Source organism: Hypericibacter sp. (genome assembly GCF_050729195.1).
Lineage (GTDB): Bacteria > Pseudomonadota > Alphaproteobacteria > Dongiales > Dongiaceae > Hypericibacter.
This window is the reverse complement of record NZ_JBOHKS010000121.1, coordinates 1-16855: the sequence shown is the minus strand read 5'-3', so window position 1 is coordinate 16855 and position 16855 is coordinate 1. Positions and strand designations below refer to the sequence as shown.

General features: G+C 66.9%; 17 protein-coding genes. 14 read left to right on the top strand and 3 right to left on the bottom strand.

Annotation, left to right across the window (positions count from 1 at the left end):
* Positions 1-249 precede the first annotated feature (249 nt).
* From ACREE8_RS09305 to ACREE8_RS09260, 10 genes are all read left to right on the top strand, one after another.
* On the top strand, positions 250-3345 hold the full coding sequence (locus ACREE8_RS09305; protein ID WP_431572709.1) for an intermembrane phospholipid transport protein YdbH family protein: 3096 nt from the start codon (positions 250-252) through the stop codon (positions 3343-3345).
* A gap of 106 nt (positions 3346-3451) precedes the next feature.
* On the top strand, positions 3452-3652 hold the full coding sequence (locus ACREE8_RS09300; RefSeq protein WP_431572708.1) for a YnbE family lipoprotein: 201 nt from the start codon (positions 3452-3454) through the stop codon (positions 3650-3652).
* Positions 3653-3671: 19 nt separating this feature from the next.
* On the top strand, positions 3672-4043 hold the full coding sequence (locus tag ACREE8_RS09295; RefSeq protein ID WP_431572707.1) for a YdbL family protein: 372 nt from the start codon (positions 3672-3674) through the stop codon (positions 4041-4043).
* A complete protein-coding gene (locus ACREE8_RS09290; RefSeq protein ID WP_431572706.1) occupies positions 4040-5005 on the top strand; it encodes an AAA family ATPase in 966 nt (321 codons plus the stop codon). The genes ACREE8_RS09295 and ACREE8_RS09290 overlap by 4 nt, the downstream gene beginning before the upstream one ends.
* A 29-nt stretch (positions 5006-5034) precedes the next feature.
* The gene (locus tag ACREE8_RS09285) at positions 5035-6312 is read left to right on the top strand and encodes a vWA domain-containing protein (protein WP_431572705.1); all 1278 of its coding nucleotides are present in this window, start codon (positions 5035-5037) and stop codon (positions 6310-6312) included.
* 152 nt (positions 6313-6464) lie between these two features.
* On the top strand, positions 6465-6788 hold the full coding sequence (locus ACREE8_RS09280; RefSeq protein ID WP_431572704.1) for an XdhC family protein: 324 nt from the start codon (positions 6465-6467) through the stop codon (positions 6786-6788).
* A complete protein-coding gene (locus ACREE8_RS09275; RefSeq protein WP_431572703.1) occupies positions 6785-7525 on the top strand; it encodes an XdhC family protein in 741 nt (246 codons plus the stop codon). The genes ACREE8_RS09280 and ACREE8_RS09275 overlap by 4 nt, the downstream gene beginning before the upstream one ends.
* Complete coding sequence (locus ACREE8_RS09270; protein WP_431572702.1) at positions 7522-9168, top strand: NTP transferase domain-containing protein; 1647 nt, start codon at positions 7522-7524, stop codon at positions 9166-9168. The genes ACREE8_RS09275 and ACREE8_RS09270 overlap by 4 nt, the downstream gene beginning before the upstream one ends.
* Positions 9165-10403: an aminotransferase class V-fold PLP-dependent enzyme gene (locus ACREE8_RS09265; RefSeq protein ID WP_431572701.1), complete on the top strand. Its 1239-nt coding sequence runs from the start codon at positions 9165-9167 to the stop codon at positions 10401-10403. The genes ACREE8_RS09270 and ACREE8_RS09265 overlap by 4 nt, the downstream gene beginning before the upstream one ends.
* Positions 10400-10813 carry an iron-sulfur cluster assembly scaffold protein gene (locus tag ACREE8_RS09260; protein WP_431572700.1) on the top strand — a complete coding sequence of 138 codons (414 nt, stop codon included), beginning with the start codon at positions 10400-10402 and terminating at the stop codon, positions 10811-10813. The genes ACREE8_RS09265 and ACREE8_RS09260 overlap by 4 nt, the downstream gene beginning before the upstream one ends.
* A 2-nt stretch (positions 10814-10815) precedes the next feature.
* Here ACREE8_RS09260 and ACREE8_RS09255 read toward each other — a convergent pair whose 3' ends face one another.
* From ACREE8_RS09255 to ACREE8_RS09245, 3 genes are all read right to left on the bottom strand, one after another.
* A complete protein-coding gene (locus tag ACREE8_RS09255; protein WP_431572699.1) occupies positions 10816-11280 on the bottom strand; it encodes a hypothetical protein in 465 nt (154 codons plus the stop codon).
* 79 nt (positions 11281-11359) lie between these two features.
* Positions 11360-12331: a DMT family transporter gene (locus ACREE8_RS09250; protein ID WP_431572698.1), complete on the bottom strand. Its 972-nt coding sequence runs from the start codon at positions 12329-12331 to the stop codon at positions 11360-11362.
* Between the two features lie 450 nt (positions 12332-12781).
* Entirely contained in the window at positions 12782-13189 is a 408-nt protein-coding gene (locus ACREE8_RS09245) for a hypothetical protein (protein WP_431572697.1), read from the bottom strand.
* A 124-nt stretch (positions 13190-13313) separates the two neighbouring features.
* On the opposite strand from ACREE8_RS09245, the gene ACREE8_RS09240 reads away from it, so the two are divergent.
* The 4 genes from ACREE8_RS09240 (at position 13314) to fghA (ending at position 16798) form a co-directional block, all read left to right on the top strand.
* Positions 13314-14000 carry a hypothetical protein gene (locus ACREE8_RS09240; protein WP_431572696.1) on the top strand — a complete coding sequence of 229 codons (687 nt, stop codon included), beginning with the start codon at positions 13314-13316 and terminating at the stop codon, positions 13998-14000.
* Between the two features lie 75 nt (positions 14001-14075).
* The gene (locus ACREE8_RS09235) at positions 14076-14816 is read left to right on the top strand and encodes an NYN domain-containing protein (protein ID WP_431572695.1); all 741 of its coding nucleotides are present in this window, start codon (positions 14076-14078) and stop codon (positions 14814-14816) included.
* 180 nt (positions 14817-14996) lie between these two features.
* The gene (locus ACREE8_RS09230) at positions 14997-15953 is read left to right on the top strand and encodes a 3-hydroxyacyl-CoA dehydrogenase NAD-binding domain-containing protein (RefSeq protein ID WP_431572694.1); all 957 of its coding nucleotides are present in this window, start codon (positions 14997-14999) and stop codon (positions 15951-15953) included.
* Between the two features lie 2 nt (positions 15954-15955).
* Positions 15956-16798: an S-formylglutathione hydrolase gene (gene fghA / locus ACREE8_RS09225; RefSeq protein ID WP_431572693.1), complete on the top strand. Its 843-nt coding sequence runs from the start codon at positions 15956-15958 to the stop codon at positions 16796-16798.
* Positions 16799-16855: the final 57 nt, after the last annotated feature.

Sequence of the window (16855 nt, the reverse complement as noted above, 5' to 3'; positions counted from 1 at the left end):
GCGGCGGTTGTGTGAGCGATCTCTGAGGCTCATGCAAAAACACAGCGACTCGCTGCGACTCGTATCATCCACAGGATTCTATTTAACCACAGGCCCCTCGCGATGGAATCGACGGGCCCCCCTTCTATGCTGACCTCCAAAGAACGCGGCGCATCTCCGCGCGGCGTTTCGAAGATAAAGATGCGGGGAAGGCTCACCCAAAGATTGCTGGTCGGGGCTACGGCTGCGCTCGTCACGGGCGCATTGGCCGTGTTGCTCGTCCTTTTGCTTTTGCCGCGGCTGGCCCAAAGCTGGGCCGACCAGGAGCTGCAATCGCGCGGGCTGGGCAAGCTCGAGTTCCACATCGCCTCCATCGGCTGGCATGAGGCTCGGATCACCGATGTCGATCTGCCGGGCGATGCCCATCTGTATCTGCCCCAGATTCAGATCGTCTATGGCTGGCAGGGCCTCGAGCCCCAGATCCAGTCGATCCTGGTCCAGAACCCGCGGATCGAGTTCACCGCGGACACCCCCCTGGACCAGGCAATCGCCAGCCTGGGCGATAATTTCGGCTCTCCCGCCGCCGGCGGCGGTACTTTGCGGCTACCGGGCCTGCCCCCGATCGAGATCCGCAATGGCGAGATCCTGATGAAAGGGGCCGATGGCGGATCCCTCGCCCGGCTCGGCTTTACCGGACGGCTCGATCCGGCCGGCGACGACCGTTACGCGGTGGATTTTGTCGTCACCGGCACCGGCTCCCAGGGCCAGGTTGCCGGCCGGGCCGATGGCAGCCTGGACCTCACCGGCAGCGGCTCGCTGCGGGTGTCCTTCGCCGACGGCAAGCTCACTTTGCCCGAGCATGGCCTCGCCGCCGACCAGGTCGCCGGCGAGGCCTATCTGAGCCTGATCGCCTTCGAACCCTGGGCGGCCACGGTCGCCGTAAGCGCCGACCAGGTCAGCCTCCAAGGCCTGCCGACCTCGCGGGTGAAGCTGCAGGTCGATCAGGATGCGACCCGCACCCTCATCAGCGCCGAGGCCGTGGGCCGTGACGGCAGCTTCCGGGCCAGCGGCAAGGGCACCTTGACGCTCGATTCCGCCATGCCCTCGGCCGACGGCCAGATTGCGCTCGATGCCGACGCGAACTCCCCGGTCTGGCAGGCGCTGGGCCTGCCGGCGCCGTCGGGCGGGCGCATCACCATCAGCGGCCCCGCCTCGATCAGCCTCTCGGGGCCGCCCACCGGTGCCGGCACCCCACCGATCGCCGGCGTAACCGCCCATCTGGACGTCCAACTCGACAAGGTGGTCTGGCCCGGCATCGTGGAAAGCGTCTCGGGTGGTGGTCCTATCATCATTACCATGGGACCCAACAACCTCGTGGCAGTCCAGACCCCGGCGCCGCTGGCCCTGACCACGAAGCTCGACCCGGCCCTGCTGGACCGTCTCTCGCTCCCTGCCTCCCTGCGCCGGCCTTTCGACGCCCCGGTCGAGTTGAGCCTCTCGGCACCCGAAGGCGTCACCGCCCAGCGCGACGCGGCCGGCGGCCAGACGCTCGACGGCGATCTGATGATCCAGCTCGCGGGCGCCCAGCCGGCGAGCCTGCGCCTCGGCGGCACGGTCCATACCGCGCCCGACGGCCAGGGCATCGCCGATTTCGAGCTCGAACGGATCGAGGGCCAGGCCCAGAACTGGCCCGTGGCGGAAGCCGGGACGACGCTGTGGCTCGACCGGGTAGACTTCTCCGGCGCCCTCTCCGGCCGCCCGGATCAGTTCTCTGGCAACATGAGAATCGCGCCGCAACTCTCGAATATTAAAGCCACAACCGGAATCCTGAAGAGTCTCGCCTTTGATCTTAACAATCAGATCCAATTCATTGATCAGACACTGACTCTCTCGATTCCGGAACCCGGAACCGCCGATCTTGGCGGCTTCACCCTGGCGGCGGGGGTCGAAAGCCGAAAAGCCGTTCATTTCGCGCTTCGCCCGGCCAAGGACCGGCCGCTGCTGGTTGCGCGGCTCGGGCCCGAGGGCACCAGCCTCGATTACGGCATCCGCACCGGGCCGCTCACCTTCGCGCTCCGGCAGATCGCCAAGAACGAGACCGAGCCCATCAATCTCCGCCTGGGCGCCAGCGGCTTCTATGGCCATTGGTCGGCCGCCGAGGGTGCGGCCGGGGAGATCCGTGTCGCCGATCTGGTGGCGGATCTGCCGAACCGCGGCCTGGCCATCGAAAATCTGGACGGGCGGCTCGCCTATGGCGGAGCCGACGAAGCCAAGCTGACGGCGACGGCCGGGCGATTGCGCCTGGGCGCCGATCGGAAATGGCTGCCCGAAATGGCGATGGAGGGAACGGCGCAGTTGCGCCGGAACACGGTCGATTTCGCGCTGACCGCCCACGACAAGAGCAAGGTCCTCCAGCTCGCCTTCTCCGGCATCCATGACCTCGCGAACGGGCGCGGCGCCGGGCATATCGAGATGACACCGGTCCGGTTCCTGCCGGGCGGGCTGCAGCCGCGCGACCTGGTGCCGGGCATCGGGCCCACGATCGACGAGGCCACCGGCACCGTGCTGGTGGCGGGCGCGCTGGCCTGGAAGAACGGCGCCCTCTTCAGTAACCTCGATATGCGGCTGAAGGACGTCTCGGTCTCGACCCCGGACATGGCCCTCACCCGGATCAATGGCGCGGTGACCCTGGCCAATCTCCAGCCCGTCTCGACGCCTCCCAATCAGCAGATCGCCGTGGGTCAGATCGATCTCGGCGTGCCGATGAAGAACGGCCTGATCACTTTCGCGGTCGGCCCGGGTCCCATCCTCAATATCCAGAAAGCCTCGCTCGAGCTCGCCCACGGCCAGGTGACGGTCGGACCGACCCGTCTGGATCCGGCCGCCGCCCGGCAACAGGTCGATCTCCATGTCCAGGACGTCGATCTGGGCGAGCTGCTGGCGCTGGCCGAGGTCGACGGGCTGACCGGCACGGGCAAGCTCCAGGGCGTGATTCCGGTCATCCTGGAGAATGGGGGTGTCGTCATCTCGGGCGCCCGGCTGGATGCCGCCGGGCCGGGCCGCCTGGCCTATTCGCCCACGGCCCCTCCAAGCGGCATGGACGCGGCCGGCGAAACGATGGGTCTGGTCCTCTCGGCGCTGGGCGATTTCCGGTATGATCAGCTATGGCTGACGCTCGACCGCGATCGAGGCGGAGAAGCGACCCTGCTGCTACATGTCCGGGGAAAGAATCCGAATTTCTATAACGGCTATCCGATCGAGCTCAATCTTGCCCTCAACGGCAAGCTCGACCGAATTTTGCACGATAGTCTAGAAGGTTACAGCGTGCCCGATCTGGTGCGCGACAAGCTGGCCAAGCCACCCTGACGGGGCTCGAGCAAGACCAGCGTAGGACCGGCTGCCCCTGGACGTGGGTTGGACAGGGCGCCATTTGTGACTGGAGCCGACGGGCTAGGCCCGGAAGGAAGGGTTCGTGCTGAAAAGGTTACGTCATGGCGGTGCGGCCGCCCTCCTCCTGGGGCTGGGCCTTGCCGCCTGCAATCCGACGGTCAAGGTCGAGGCACCCGACAAGCCCATCGTCATCAACATGAACATCAAGATCGAGCAGGAGGTGCGCGTGAAGATCGAACAGCAGGCGCAAGAAGATATTGCCAAGAACCCCGACATCTTCTGAGGCAGGATCCGAGAACCCCATGTATTCATCTCGCCGATACTTCACCCGTTTCGCCCTCTTCGGCCTCCTGGCACTGGTCCTGTCGGCCTTCGCCGCCACCGGGCCGGCCCGTGGTGCCGACGATGCCCAGCTCAACAGCCTGCGCGCGCAAGGGACCATCGCCGAGCGCTTCGACGGCTATGTGATGGTCAAGGACAATTCCACCGGCGCCACCGCCCAGTCGGTCGTGGATCGCGTCAATGCCGAGCGTCGCGCCATCTATGAGGCGCGCGCCAAGGCCCAGGGCGTGACCGCCAACGAGGTCGGCCAGGTCTATGCCGGCCAGATCATCCAAAAGGCGCCGAAGGGCACCTGGTTCCTGGCCGCGGATGGAAGCTGGACTCAGAAATGACCTCGAATATCGCCAAGACGGCGAAAGATCGCGCCATGACGGCGAGCAAGCCCCTGCCGCAAAACGTCGACGAGACGCTGGCGCTGCTGAAATCGGGCGACTATATCGCCGACCGCAGCCTCGCCACCGCGCTCTTTCTCGCGCTGAAGCTGCGCCGGCCCCTGTTCCTCGAAGGCGAGGCCGGCGTCGGCAAGACCGAGATCGCCAAGGTGCTGTCGAACACGCTCGGCCGCAGATTGCTGCGGCTGCAATGTTATGAAGGCCTCGACATCGCCTCTGCCGCCTATGAGTGGAACTATTCGCGCCAGATGATCGAGATCCGCTTGGCCGAAGCCGCCGGTGCCGCCAATCGCGACGCGCTCGCGAGCGACATCTATGCCGAACGCTTCCTCATCAAACGGCCGCTGCTGCAGGCGCTCGAAGGCGATATCGGCGGCGCGCCGGTACTGCTGATCGACGAGCTCGACCGCACCGATGAGCCGTTCGAGGCCTATCTGCTCGAGATCCTCGCCGACTACCAGATCACGATCCCCGAGCTGGGGACGATCAAGTCGGACGCGCCGCCGATCGTCGTCGTCACCTCCAACCGCACGCGCGAGATCCATGACGCGCTGAAGCGGCGCTGTTTCTATTACTGGGTCGATTATCCGAGCGCCGAGCGCGAGCGCGAGATCTTGACGGTGAAGGCGCCCGAGGTGGGCCCCGCCCTGGCGCGCGAGGTGGTCGCCTTCGTCCAGAAGCTGCGCCAGCAGGATCTCTTCAAGCTGCCGGGCGTGGCCGAGACCATCGACTGGGCCGAAGCCCTGATCCAGCTCGACAAGGTGGCGCTCGATCCGCAAGGGATCGACGACACGCTGGGCGTGCTGCTGAAATATCAGGACGACATCGCCAAGATCAAAGGCAGCGAGGCCGCGCATCTGCTGCAGCAGGTGAAGGCGGAGCTGGCCGCGGCGCCGCGCTGAGCGGCGGCCCATCGCGGGTTCCCACGCCAATGATCCCTTCCCTCGCCGCCACCTCCACCAGCAACGGCGCCGGGCCTCCGCCGGTCGAAGCGAGCCGCCTGGCGGAGAACGTCATGTTCTTCGCCCGCACCTTGCGCGCGGCGGGGTTGCCGATCGGGCCCGGCCGCGTGATCGATGCCTTGCGCGCGATCGAGGCGGTCGGCATCGGCACCCGCGAGGATCTCTACTGGACGCTGCATGCCGTGTTCGTTAACCGGCGCGACCAGCAGCCGCTCTACGATCAGGCCTTCCACATCTTCTGGCGCAATCCGCAGCTCCTGGAAAAGATGCTGCAGACCATGCTGCCCTCGATCGCGGTGCCACGCGACGAGCCCGAGAAGGGTGAGGAGATGCTGCGCCGGCTGGCGGAAGCGCTGGCGGGCCGGCAGAGCGAGCGGCCCGGCGAAGAACCGGAAGAGAAGGTCGAGTTCGACGCGGCCATGACCTTCTCGGCGCGCGAGCTGCTGCAGAACATGGATTTCGAGAAGATGACCAATGCCGAGATGGACGAGGCCAAGCGCATGATCGCGTCGATGCGCCTGCCCATCATGCAGCTCCCGACCCGGCGCTTCTTTCCCGATCGCCATGGCCGGCGCGTCGATATCCGCGCCACCTTGCGCGCCTCGCTGCGCGGCGGCGGCACCATCCCGCTGCAATATAAGCGCAAGCGCCGGCGCCATCCGCCGCTGGTCGTGCTCTGCGACATCTCGGGCTCCATGAGCCGCTATTCGCGCATGATGCTGCATTTCATGCATGCCATCACCAACGACCGCGACCGGGTCCATTGCTTCCTGTTCGGGACGCGGCTCAACAACATCACCCGCGCCTTGCGCCAGCGCGACGTGGATATCGCGCTCGCCAAGGTGGCCGCCAAGGTCGAGGACTGGTCGGGCGGCACCCGCATCGGCGGCTGCATCGCCGAGTTCAACGCGGTCTGGTCGCGCCGCGTGCTGGGCCAGGGCGCGGTCGTGCTGCTCATCACCGACGGGCTCGACCGCGAAGGCGCCCATGGGCTCGCCGACGAGATGGAGCGGCTGCATAAAAGCTGCCGGCGCCTGATCTGGCTGAACCCGTTGCTGCGCTTCGAGGGCTACGAGCCCAAGGCCCAGGGCGCCCAGGCGATCCTGCCGCATGTTGACGATTTCAGGCCGGTGCACAATCTAGAGAGTATCGCCGAGCTCGGCGCCGTCCTCGGCCGCCAACCCACCCGCCGTCTCGAAGCTGCCGGATCCTACGCCGAGTTGATGGCCGGGCGCGGCGGGGCTTGAGCGGGTGTGGTAGAAGTTGATGCGGGAGAGCAGCCCCCTCCCTAGCCCTCCCCCTTTCGGGGAGAGGGGACAGTCGCGATCTGCCCCCTCCACCGCTTGCGGGGGAGGGCTAGGGAGGGGGAAGACGCGATATATGAGAGAGGCACCGAACCATGGATCGCAGCGAACAGGACGTCATCGACCAGGCGCTGGCCTGGCGGAGCGAAGGCCGCAGGGTGGCACTGGCCACCGTCATCGCGACCTGGGGCTCCTCCCCGCGTCCCGTGGGCAGCCAGCTGGCGGTCGACGAGGCCGGCCAGATGGTCGGCTCCGTCTCCGGCGGCTGCATCGAGGGCGCGGTGGTGAAGGAAGCGCAGGAGATCATGGCCGGCGCCAAGCCGCGGCTGCTCGATTTCGGCATCACCAACGAGCAGGCCTGGGAGGTCGGGCTCGCCTGCGGCGGCAAGCTGCAGGTCTATGTCGAGGCCGTGGAATGAAGGAGGCCCTGCTCCGCCGGCTGGTCGCCGACCGCCAGCATCACCGGCCGGTCGGGCTGGTGACCGATCTCGCCAGCGGCCAGCAATTGCTGCTGCATCCCGACGATGCGACGGGCGACCTGAAGCTTGCGCCCGAAGCCCTGGAGCAGGCGCGGCGCCGGCTCAAGGCCGATCGCAGCGGCCTGCTCGACGTTCCCGGCCGGCAATTGTTCCTCCAGGCCACCATGCCCGCCCCGCGCCTGATCCTGGTGGGTGCGGTCCATATCTCGCAGGCCTTGGCGCCGATGGCGGCGCTTGCCGGCTACAGCGTCACCGTGGTCGATCCGCGGCGCTCCTTTGCGACCGATGCGCGGTTTCCCGACGTAACCTTGACCTCCGATTGGCCCGATGAAGCGCTCGAGCGGCTCGCGCCCGATGTCCGCACCGCCGTCGTGACGCTGACGCATGATCCGAAGCTCGACGACGCGGCCCTCACGGTCGCGCTCAAATCGCCGGCGTTCTATATCGGCTCGCTCGGCAGCAAGAAGACCCATGGGGCCAGGCTCAACCGCCTGACCCGCGCCGGCTTCAACGAAACCGATCTCGCGCGCATTCATGGGCCGGTCGGGCTGTCGATCAACGCGATGTCGCCGGCCGAGATCGCGGTCGCGATCCTGGGCCAGATCACGCAAGTCCGCCGCGCCGGCGCCAAGGGGCCCGTGGGCGGCGAAGCGCCCGCCTCGGAGCATGCGGCGTGATCTTTGCCAGCCTTCCCGTGAACGAAGCCGAAGGCGCGCTGCTGGTCCATAGCATCAAGATGGGCAAGATGGCGTTCCGCAAGGGCCGCAAGCTTTCGCCCGACGATCTGCGCGCGCTCAGCGACGCAGGCATCGAGCGCGTCACGGTCGTCCGCTTCGAGCCGGGCGATGTCGCCGAGGACGAAGCCGCCCGCAAGATCGCCACGGCCGTCTGCGGCGAGAATCTCGAGGTGGCGGCGCCCTTCACCGGCCGTTCCAACCTGATCGCCAAGCGCCATGGCCTGCTGGTGATCGACCGGCCGCGGCTCGACCAGCTCAATGCAGTGGATGAAGCGGTGACCCTCGCCACCCTGCCCGCCTTCGACCTGGTGGCGCCGGGCGACATGGTGGCGACCGTCAAGATCATCCCCTTCGCGGTGCCGGGCGAAGCGCTCGAGCGCTGCCTCTGGACGGTCGCGGGCGAGCCGCTCCTGCGCGTGGCGACCTTGCGGCCCCGCGCCATCACCCTGATCCAGACCCGCCTGCCAGGCCTCAAGGAAAGCGTCATCGACAAGACGGTCGCCATCATGAACGACCGGCTCGCAGGCCTTGGCAGCGAGCCCGCGCGCGACCGCCGCTGCCCGCATGACGAGGCGGCCCTCATGGCGGAAATCGACACGGCCCTCAAAAGCGGCTCGGAGATGGTGCTGATCGCCGGCGCCTCGGCCATCACCGACCGGCGCGATGTGCTGCCCGCCGCGATTACGCGCGCCGGCGGCACGGTCGATCATTTCGGCATGCCGGTCGATCCCGGCAATCTGATGCTGCTGGCCCATATCGGCGACAAGCCGGTATTGGGCCTCCCCGGCTGCGTGCGATCGCCCAAGCTCAACGGCTTCGACTGGGTGCTGCAGCGTCTGATGGCGGATCTCCCCGTGACGCGCCAGGACATCATGGCGATGGGCACCGGCGGCCTGCTCAAGGAGATCCCGACCCGTCCGCAGCCCCGCGCCGCCAACGAGACCCTGGCACCGCGCGCCGCCAAGGTCGCGGCGATCGTGCTGGCGGCTGGCCGTTCGAGCCGCATGGGCAGCGCCAACAAGCTGATGGCCGAGCTCGATGGCAAGCCCTTAGTGAACCATGCCGTCGATGCTGCGCTCGCGACGCGCGTCGAGCGCGTCATCGTGGTGACCGGCCATGAGTCCGAACGGGTGCGCCAGACCCTCACGGGCCGCAAGGTCGAGTTCGTCCATAACCCTGACTATGCCAGTGGCATCGCCAGCTCGCTCGCGGCCGGACTGGCGGCGCTGAAGGACAGCGCCATCGACGGCGTGCTGGTGCTGCTGGGCGACATGCCGCGCATCGCGCCGACGCAGCTCGACCGGCTGATCTCCGCCTTCAATCCGGTCGAGGGCCGCGCCATCTGCGTTCCGACCTTCAACGGCAAGCGCGGCAACCCGGTGCTTTGGAGCCGGCGCTTCTTCGAGCCCATGGCGCATCTCAAGGGCGATGTGGGCGCGCGGCATCTGATCGCCGAGAATGGCGAGCTCGTCGCCGAGGTCGCCATGCCCGACGACGCGGTCCTGACCGATGTCGATACGCCCCAGGCCCTCGAGGCGCTGCGCCGGCAGGAAGGCAAGAGCGGCGGGGATCGAACCGCATGAGAGCGCCAAAAACCTTCGATCCCGAAGACTGCCGCTCGCAATTTCCGATCCTGACCGAGCCGCCGGGCGGCCTGCCGCTGCATTATCTGGACAATGCCGCCTCGGCGCAGCTGCCGGCGGCGGTGCTGATGGCCGTGCGCCGTCACGAGACCATGGCGCGGGCCAATGTCGCGCGCGGCGTCCATCAGCTGGCCGAGGCCGCGACCGCGGCCTATGAGGATGCGAGAAGCGCCGTCGCCGATTATCTCGGTGTCCCCGATCGGGAAGAGATCATCTTCACCGGCGGCACCACCGCCTCGATCAATCTGGTGGCCACCAGCTTCGGCGAGAGCCTGGGGCCCGGCGACGAGATTCTGGTCAGCGAGCTCGAGCATCATAGCAATCTCGTGCCCTGGCAGATGCTGGCGACGCGCCGCGGCGTGACGCTCAAGGTTCTGCCCGTGACCGACGAGGGCCGGCTCGATCTCGAGCGGCTGCCGGCATTTGTGAGCAAGCGCACGCGATTGATCGCGCTGACCCACGGCTCCAATGTGACCGGTGCGGTGACCGATATCGGGCCGATCGTGGCCGCGGCCCGCAGCGTCGGCGCCAAGGTGCTCATCGATGGCGCCCAGCGCGCGCCGCAGGGACCGCTCGATCTGCCGGCGCTCGGCATCGATTTCTACGCTTTCTCCGGCCACAAGCTCTATGCGCCCAATGGCGTCGGCGTGCTGTGGGGCCGGCGCGAGCTGCTCTCGGCGATGCCGCCCTTCATGGGCGGCGGCGGCATGATCGCGCAGGTCGATCTCGACATGGGCACGAGCTTCGCCGACATCCCACGCCGCTTCGAGGCCGGCACACCACCGATCGCGCAGGCCGTGGGCCTCGGCGCCGCCGTCCGTTGGGCCAAGGCACTGGACTGGGCTGGCGTCGCCCAGCATGAGGCCCGCCTCACCGGCCGCATCCTCGACGGGCTCGGCGCCCTCAAAGGCGCCCGCGTGATCGGCCCGACCGGGCTGCAGGGGCGGCTCGGTGTCGTTTCCTTCACGCTCGACGGGATTCATCCGCACGATCTCTGCCAATGGCTCGACCGCAAGGGCGTGGCCCTGCGCGGCGGCCATCACTGCGCGCAGCCCTTGGCCAAGCGTTTCGGCGTCGCCGGCACCACCCGTGCCAGCCTCGCGCCCTACAACAACGATGCGGATATCGATGCCCTGCTCGCCGGGCTCGATGACGCACTGAAAAGGTTTCGATGACCGACGAGCTTTATCACGAGAAGCTGACGCAGCGCGCCGAAGCGGGACGCGCGTTTGGACGGCTGGAGCAGCCCGACAAAAGCGTGACGCTCGACAATCCGCTCTGCGGCGATCGCGTCACCATCGATCTGAAGATTGTCGATGGCCAGGTCGCGGCAGCCGGCCATCGCACCCGCGGCTGCCTGCTCTGCGAGGCCGCATCCGCTTTGATCGTCGAGCAGGCCCCTGGCGCTTCCCTCGCTGCGCTGGCGGGCCTCACCGACCGGGTGCGCCATTTCCTGCAGAAGGACGGTCCGGCACCCTCGGGCTGGAGCGCGGTCGAGGAATTCGCGCCCGTGCGCAAGGTGCGAAGCCGGCAGGACTGCGTCCTCCTGCCCTTCCGCGCCCTCGCCCAGGCCGTCAGGGTGTGACCCTAGCGGCTGCCGGACTCCGCCGTCGATGAGGCGCGTTTCTTCCAATCTCCCGTCGTGTTCCACCAGCGGTTGGGATTGTCGCGGTCGTCGAGGCCTTTGGAACGGCTGGCCAGGATGTTCTGGATCCGGATCACAGGCTCCTGATAGCTGTGGGTTTGGAAGATCGCTTCGATGACCTCGTCGACCAGCGGTTGCTCGGGCGACAGCTCGAAACACAGCTCGACGGTGCCCGGCCGCTTTCGCACCTCCGTCTCCGGCCCGGCCGCAGCGCCTTCGAGCGGGCGGTACCATTCGATTCCAGCGCCGGACTGATAGGCGTTGCAGTCATATTTGCCCATGACGAGGGGCGCGATCTTGATCACCGCCGCCATGATGCGGTCCACATCGTCCGGTGGCGCCAGAAGGGTCAGGAGCAGCATCGGCTCCATTCGCACCGCTCTCGTCTCGAAGCCCCGCGTGATCATTCGCCCGTTCCCCATCGAAATTTGAAGATGGGAAGATCGTGAACGAACGCTGCTGACAGCGCTGTGTCAGCAGCGTTCGTCAGCGCCGGTCCGCCAGGGTGGCCACCGCCACGCCGACGATGACCAGCACCGCCGCCAGTATGTCGAGCCCGGTCAGGGGTTCGGCGAGGATCGCCACCGCCAGCAGGATCGTGATCACCGGGCTCAAGGTCCCGATCATCGAGTTGGCCTGGGCCGAGATCCGCTGCAGCGCCGCGTTCATGAAGAAGGACGGGACGATCGTGCCGCCGATCGCGAGCGCCACGCCGAGCATCCAGATATGCGGGGTCAGGACCAGCTGGCTCATCGGATGCATCAACAGGAACTGGACGATCACCACGACCGAGGCGGCGCTCATCGCCACGCAGGTGAAGAGCCGCGGGCCCATTTCCAGGATGATGGTCTTGGCGAAGAGCTGGTAGAGCGCGAAGCAGATGCCCGCGCCCATCACGAAGCCCGCCCCGAGCGCCGCGTCCTCGCCGAGCAGCGAGAAGTCGCGCAGGAACAGCAGCAGCAACCCGCCATAGCTGATGGTGAAGGCCGCCAGCGATTTGAGCTTGATCGGCTGGCGGAAGAAGAACGCGCCGAACAGCATGACGAAGAACGGATATGTGAAGAGGATCAGCCGCTCGAACTGCGCCGAGATCAACTCGAGTCCCTTGAAGTCGAGATAGCTCGAGAGCCAGTAGCCGAGCGCGCCGACCAGGGCCGCACGCAGGATCAGCCGGCTGTTCACATGATCGAAGGGGCCGCGCCGCGAGGGCATCAACGCATGGAGCCCGATCGCGAGATAGACCGGCAGCGACAGGATCATGCGCACCGCCAGCAGGGTCTCGGCATCCACCCCTTCGGCATAGGCGAGCTTCACGATGATCGCCTTGGTCGCGAACAGCGTCGCGCCGGTGCAGGCGAGCGCATAACCGATCCAGAGCGCACCGCCGATGACAGGACGCGACGGCGCTTTCTCGGCGGTAGCGGCCGCAGCAGCGGCGGAGTTGGAAGGAGAGGACATCACGCGATCATTCATGACTTCGGACGGGGAAAGGTCCCGGGAACGATCGCGGAGGAAGGGAGAGATCCGGCCCCCGCGAGATTCGCGAGACCGGATGAGGACGTCAAAACATCAAACGCCGTTCCGGCCGCGCCAGGCGGAGCCGAGCCAAAGCTGACGAATTCGGGCGCTGAGGACGGAACGGATCATGACGGTTCCAGCGATAACATGGGCCGCCGCCGCCGCGCCATGCCAATCGCGCGTGACTGCCCTTCGCAAATGCGGAGCCCTCTTTCCGCCCCCTCACGCAGCGAGGGGGAGGGTTGCGCAGGGTTAGTCGGAGCAAAGCGGAGACTTAGCCAAAGCTGGGAGAGGGTGACCTTCCTGGCGCGCACCGCACCCCTCACCCCCCATTGCTTCGCAATGGGCCCCTCCCTCTCCCCACACGGTGGGGAGAGGATAAGAAGACTCCTACTCCGTGACGCTCGCTTCCCGCGCCATGTCGCGTTGGCGGAAGGCGAGGAAGCTGCGCACCGCGCTCAGGCCGTCGGTTTCGCACCAGGTCCGGTGGCCACCGAGGCTATGGTCCATGTATTGGTAGTCGGCCCGGACCGCCGCCCAGACCCGGATCCGCCATTCGATCGCGGCCGGCATCCCGCTCCAGGCGCGCAAGAACTGGACCTTGCGGCGGAACCCGTCCGTTACCTCGTCGGTGATGAAGCCGCAATATTCGATGACGTTGGCGCCGTAATAGGTCTCGCGCCAGGCGGCATATTGCTGATCATGCTCGGAGGAGCCGGCCCGGGCGCCGTTGGCGGCGACGCCGGCCAGCCAGACGGCCAGCAACAGACCCAGGCCTGCGCGACCCCTTTTGCCCATGGCCCGAGTGTGGGACCGGTCCGCCCTTCTGGCAATCCCACCCTCCCAACCATGTCTTGCCAATCGCGCAACGACCGCGCAGGCTTCAAGGATCGGAAAGGCGCAGGCGTCAGCGGCATCGGGCATGGCACAACGAATCATCGACCGCCTCGCGCGTGGAAGTCTCAGTCTCCTCCTGTTCCTGACCTTCATCTTCCTCGCCAGCTGCGCCGACCTCGAAGAGCACCGCGTCGGCTCGCTGGTCGAGCATGCGCCCACGCCCGAGACGCTGCAGGTTTGCCACGGCAGCAACTGCCGCATCGAAACTGCCGTCAGGCTCGACGGGAACGACTGGAACAGCGTCCGTGCCTTGTTCGAGCCCCCCGCCACGACCGCGAGCGCGGAGCGCCAGCGTATCGCCAATGCGATCGGCTTGATGGAGCGGCTCGTGGCACCCCAGGCCGGTACCGCCAAGGATGTCGGCCGCAACCTCGCCGTTGTCGATCAAGCGGGGCAGCTCGACTGCGTCGACGAGGCGGTCAACAGCTCGACCTATTTGCATCTGATCGAATCCGCCGGCCTGCTGCGATTTCACGCCGTCGAGACGCCGGCGCATCGGGGCGGCGTGATCCTGGCGCACAACACCGCCGTGGTCCGCGACCTCGCGACCGATCAGCGCTATGCGGTCGATTCCTGGTTCTACGACAACGGCGCGCCGGCGGTGGTGCTGCCGCTGCAGACCTGGCTCAATGGCTGGGAGCCGGGCGACAGCGCCCCGCTCGCCGGCAGCGGCGCTCCCGGCGATACCCAGTCGAGCGCCAGCGCGCCTTAGAGAGCCGTCATAGCCGGCCACCCTGGCGATTTGCTACGCTCGCCCTCCGCCACCCGAAGGAGGCCCCTCGCGCCCATGACCGATCAACCGCGCCGTCTGGCCGTGCTCATCGATGCCGAGAATGCGCAAGCGGCCCTCCTCAACGAGCTCTTCGCGGAGATCGCCAAATATGGCGTGGCCAGCGTGAAGCGCGCCTATGGCGACTTCACCAGCAGCCATCTCAACCCCTGGAAGGCGGCCTTGCTCAAGCACTCGATCAAGCCGGTGCAGCAGTTCAACAACACGGTCCGGAAGAATGCGAGCGACATCGCGCTCGTGATCGACGCGATGGATCTGGTGCATTCCAAGCGCTTCGACGGATTCTGCATCGTCTCGAGCGACAGCGACTTCACCGGCCTCGCCAGCCGCATCCGCGAAGAAGGTCTTACGGTCTATGGCCTCGGCGAGAAGAAGACGCCCTCCTCCTTCGTCGAGGCTTGCGACAAATTCATCTACACCGAGATCCTGAAAGGGCCGGCCCGGACCAGCGCCGGCAAGAAGGAGACGGCACCCGCCCCCAAGGCCGTGGCTCTCCCGTCGGAAATCCTGACCATCCTGCAGGATGCGGTGGATTCCGCGAGCGACGATTCCGGCTGGGCCAATCTCGGCCGTGTCGGCCATATCGTCGGCAACCGCCTGCCCGATTTCGATTCCCGCAGCTATGGGCAGAAGACGCTGACCTCGCTGCTCGAAGCGAGCGGCGATTTCGAGCTGCAGCGCCGCGGCCCCAAAGGCGGCCAGCAGCATGTGGTCGTGCGGGTGAAGCCCAAGCGCTAGGCCAGCCCCTCGAAAGCGCGAACGCCGGGACGATTTTTTCCGCCACTTTGTACGATTGCCTATCCTCCCCCGCTCTGGAACACTGGCGCGCTTTTTCGCCGCCCCAGGCTCGCCGGGACATCGGGCATTGTCCTGCGACAAGGGCTTTTCAGACTCCGCGCCCCTGCAAGGAATCCACTGATGAAATTGATCCCCATTTCCCAGGTGAAGACGGTCGCCGTGATCGGCGTCGGGCTGATCGGCGCCGGCTGGACCGCCTGGTATCTGTCGCGCGGCTTTGCGGTGCGGGCCAGCGACGCCGACCCGAAGCGCGAGGCCTTCCTGCGCAATTTCGTCAAGGATGCCTGGCCGCTGCTGAAGAAGCTCGGGATGGTGGAGAATGCCGATCCCAGCCGGCTCACCTTTCATACCGATCCGGTCGATGCCGCGCGCGGCTCCGACTTCGTCCAGGAAAATGTGTTCGAGCGGCTGGATCTGAAGCAGGACGTGCTGGCCGCGATCGACGCCGTGCTGCCGCCCGACCGCGTCATCGCCTCCTCGACCTCGAGCTATCCACCGAGCGACCTGCAGGCGAAATGCAAGCATGCCGAACGCGTCGTGGTCGGCCATCCCTTCAACCCGCCGCATCTGATCCCGCTGGTCGAAGTGGTTGGCGGCAAGAAGACCGATCCCGCAGCGGTCGACTGGTCGATGAAATTTTATGATGGCATCGGCAAGAAGGCGATCCTGCTCAAGAAGGAGATCGTCGGCCATTACGTCAACCGCGTACAGGAAGCGATCTTCCGCGAGATGGTGCATTGCGTCGCCGAGGGCATCGTCAGCGTCGAGGATGCCGATATCGGCGTCGCCTACGGCCCGGGCCTGCGCTGGGCCTTCATGGGCCCCGCCTTCACCTATCACATGGCGGGCGGCCCCGGCGGGCTCGCCTACAGCTTCGACCATTTCGGACCGGACATGGAGAAGAACTGGGCCGATCTCGGCAATCCCAAGCTCACGCCCGAGCTGATGAAGACCTTCATCGAGGGCACCAAATCCCAGGCCCATGGCCAGAGCTACCCCGAGCTGGCCGCCTGGCGCGACCGCTGCCTCGTGGCGCTCCAGGGCGCGCTCGACCAGGAAACGAAGAAGAAGTCCTGAGGATGACGATCGAGACGATCTCCGAGCATCGCTGCTTCGGCGGCACCCAGGGCTTCTATCGCCATGCCTCGACGGCCTGCGCCGGGCCGATGCGCTTCTCGGTCTACCGGCCGCCGCAGGCGGCGCGCGGCCATGTGCCGACGCTGTTCTTCCTGGCGGGCCTGACCTGCACGGAAGAGACCTTCATGATCAAGGCCGGCGCGCAGAAGATCGCGGCCGAGCTCGGCATCATGCTGGTGGCGCCCGACACCAGCCCGCGCGAGCCGCGGCTGCCCGGCGACGATGCGGATTGGGATTTCGGCCAGGGCGCCGGCTTCTATCTCGACGCGACCCAGGCGCCCTGGGCCGCGCATTACCGCCTGCATGACTATGTCTCGCGCGAGCTGCCGGAGATCGTCGAGAAGATCTTCCCCGCCGACCCCAGGCGCTTCGGCATCTTCGGCCATTCGATGGGCGGCCATGGCGCGCTGGTGCTGGGTCTGCGCCACCCCCAGCGCTTCCGTTCGCTCTCGGCCTTCGCGCCGATCTCGAGCCCGTCGCAGGTACCCTGGGGCATCAAGGCCTTCACCAATTATCTCGGGCCCGACCGCGCGACATGGGCCGAATGGGACGCGAACGCGCTGGTGCGCAAGCGCCCCTACGGCCGGCCGATCCTGATCGACCAGGGTCTCGCCGACAAATTCCTCGAGACCCAGCTCAAGCCCGAACTCTTCGAAGCCGCCTGCGAGACCGCCGGCCAGAAACTCATGCTGCGCCGGCATGAGGGTTACGACCATGGCTACTATTTCATCGAGAGTTTCATCGAAGACCATCTCCGCCACCACGCGGCCGCGCTGGCGGGGTGAATTGAGGGCGAATAAAACCAAGCCCCCTCCCCTTGCGGGAGGGGGTAGGGGGAGGGA

What these genes read in the sequence shown, in the direction of transcription:
- ACREE8_RS09295 (WP_431572707.1), top strand. Translation starts at nt 3,672, where the DNA reads ATGTATTCATCTCGCCGATACTTCACCCGTTTCGCCCTCTTCGGCCTC.
- ACREE8_RS09250 (WP_431572698.1), bottom strand. Translation starts at nt 12,331, where the DNA reads ATGTCCTCTCCTTCCAACTCCGCCGCTGCTGCGGCCGCTACCGCCGAG.
- ACREE8_RS09230 (WP_431572694.1), top strand. Translation starts at nt 14,997, where the DNA reads ATGAAATTGATCCCCATTTCCCAGGTGAAGACGGTCGCCGTGATCGGC.
- ACREE8_RS09290 (WP_431572706.1), top strand. Translation starts at nt 4,040, where the DNA reads ATGACCTCGAATATCGCCAAGACGGCGAAAGATCGCGCCATGACGGCG.
- ACREE8_RS09240 (WP_431572696.1), top strand. Translation starts at nt 13,314, where the DNA reads ATGGCACAACGAATCATCGACCGCCTCGCGCGTGGAAGTCTCAGTCTC.
- ACREE8_RS09260 (WP_431572700.1), top strand. Translation starts at nt 10,400, where the DNA reads ATGACCGACGAGCTTTATCACGAGAAGCTGACGCAGCGCGCCGAAGCG.
- ACREE8_RS09235 (WP_431572695.1), top strand. Translation starts at nt 14,076, where the DNA reads ATGACCGATCAACCGCGCCGTCTGGCCGTGCTCATCGATGCCGAGAAT.
- fghA (WP_431572693.1), top strand. Translation starts at nt 15,956, where the DNA reads ATGACGATCGAGACGATCTCCGAGCATCGCTGCTTCGGCGGCACCCAG.
- ACREE8_RS09285 (WP_431572705.1), top strand. Translation starts at nt 5,035, where the DNA reads ATGATCCCTTCCCTCGCCGCCACCTCCACCAGCAACGGCGCCGGGCCT.
- ACREE8_RS09265 (WP_431572701.1), top strand. Translation starts at nt 9,165, where the DNA reads ATGAGAGCGCCAAAAACCTTCGATCCCGAAGACTGCCGCTCGCAATTT.
- ACREE8_RS09245 (WP_431572697.1), bottom strand. Translation starts at nt 13,189, where the DNA reads ATGGGCAAAAGGGGTCGCGCAGGCCTGGGTCTGTTGCTGGCCGTCTGG.
- ACREE8_RS09255 (WP_431572699.1), bottom strand. Translation starts at nt 11,280, where the DNA reads ATGATCACGCGGGGCTTCGAGACGAGAGCGGTGCGAATGGAGCCGATG.
- ACREE8_RS09280 (WP_431572704.1), top strand. Translation starts at nt 6,465, where the DNA reads ATGGATCGCAGCGAACAGGACGTCATCGACCAGGCGCTGGCCTGGCGG.
- ACREE8_RS09275 (WP_431572703.1), top strand. Translation starts at nt 6,785, where the DNA reads ATGAAGGAGGCCCTGCTCCGCCGGCTGGTCGCCGACCGCCAGCATCAC.